The 1,718-nt window shown below is 35.7% G+C and carries 2 protein-coding genes; both read right to left on the minus strand.

Annotated features, from left to right (window positions below):
- On the minus strand, nucleotides 1-358 hold a 358-nt coding region (locus OCV77_RS15820; protein WP_262575943.1), incomplete at its 3' end, for a hypothetical protein.
- A gap of 452 nt (nucleotides 359-810) precedes the next feature.
- Nucleotides 811-1,479 carry a DUF3879 family protein gene (locus OCV77_RS15825; RefSeq protein WP_262575944.1) on the minus strand — a complete coding sequence of 223 codons (669 nt, stop codon included), beginning with the start codon at nucleotides 1,477-1,479 and terminating at the stop codon, nucleotides 811-813.
- Between the last annotated feature and the right edge of the window lie 239 nt (nucleotides 1,480-1,718).

Raw genomic sequence — 1,718 nt, forward strand, 5'->3', positions numbered from 1 at the left:
AACTGAGACTATTTCCCCTATCGACGTTATAATATGCCTCCAAAGCACTCATTTCAACATAAGAAGCATTTCTCAATTTAATATCATTAATGTTAATCTTTTCTTCAAATTCTTTTCCATTTTCGTCAACTCCTTTGGCTATCACTACAGGATTATCCTCCGTTGACTCTTCTGCATACTTAATATAAAACGAAAGACCTGTTCCATTTCCACCTGAAAACAACATATCATCCGTCTTTAAATACACTTTTACCGATGTCTGAGAAAATTCCTCATTTCCGACAGCAGATGTTTTGCTATTGTTTTGTCGCTTTCCAAATACTTCCGGTGCACTTTGCACTCCCGAACCAATACGCATTTAATTACCTCCCTTACTTTATTTTAATTTCTCTTTAAAAGTCATTCTCGTTTTGCTTTAAAAAAACAATATATCAAGTGAGCGATTGCCAGAATGATATTGATACAAAGAATAACTCCCATATAAACAAGAGGACTTTCAAAAATATAATCCATGTGATTGGTATGATATCCGTTTCCAGAACTAAATCCAGTTATTGAGTCAATATATTGAACAATAATTGAAAGAAACGGAAGTGTACTTAAACCCCATAAACTAAAAATTATTGTTTTTATAGCGAAAATTTTCCAAGAAAAATCTTTCATTAAAATCACTTCCCATATTAAAAATAATCCGAGTGTCACGAATACAATGCTACTTTCTCTACGTTTATCAAACGTTTATGTCTATTGCTTTATGATACGCATCAGATATTTCATTCTTTGCCTAATTATTCAAATATACCTGATATGTTAGATTTTAGTATCAAGCGTTGCCTGTGCAGGAGATTTCCCCGACTCTGCCAATTCTCTTGTAACACTATCTAATGCACCATCTTTAATTGGCTTACCAATTTCCCAGTTAGGATCAGCCTTTTTTGCGGCATCATAAAATGCCTGTCTGTAAATTCTCTCATATTTTTCAAGGGTGTACCCGGCAGCCAATCTGTCCTTTTTCTGCATTTTGCGGTACAAATTGTTATATACCTCGGAACGTTTTGTTGTATCTCCATTGTGGACACCGTTTTCACGCAGGAACTCTTTTTTTGTCAGTTCATACATTTCTTCTTTGCTGCTATCCGGAATTGATATGATCCGTTTTCTCGAATTTTCATTTTCGTCTGTCACTAAAAGTCCCGCCAATCCATTAACAGGATTGATATAATCTCCGTCCTTGTCATAATGACTCATCAGATTTTTTATTCCCTGAATATTTCCATACATCGCACCGTTTCCGGCGGACATCATCTGTTTTACAGCGGCTTTGTATTGTTTGCTGTTTGTGTCAATCCCGGCAGCTTTTAACTGGAACTGAACAGAACTGCTGTTCAACTGAGACAACTGAAAACTGCCTATTGCATTTACTCCTGATGTCCCGAATGATTTTTGAAATAAAAAAGCATAATCTGTAATCTTTGACATAAAACATCCTCCCATCTCTATTCCAAAATAATCTGCTCAGTTTCTCTATTTTCTTTATCGGATAAAATAACCTGTTCTCCTAGTCCCATATCATCAAACGACCATATTACGCACACAAAGACCATCTCTTTACAAGATGACCACTGCCTTAGTTCAATAGTCATCCGAGATTCCCGTTTTGTAAACGAGTTTCACATTTTGAAAGCGACCTGCAAATTTTGTACCCGACTTTCCACTTT

The sequence above is a fragment of the Suilimivivens aceti genome (assembly GCF_025567405.1).
Classification (GTDB): domain Bacteria; phylum Bacillota; class Clostridia; order Lachnospirales; family Lachnospiraceae; genus Suilimivivens; species Suilimivivens aceti.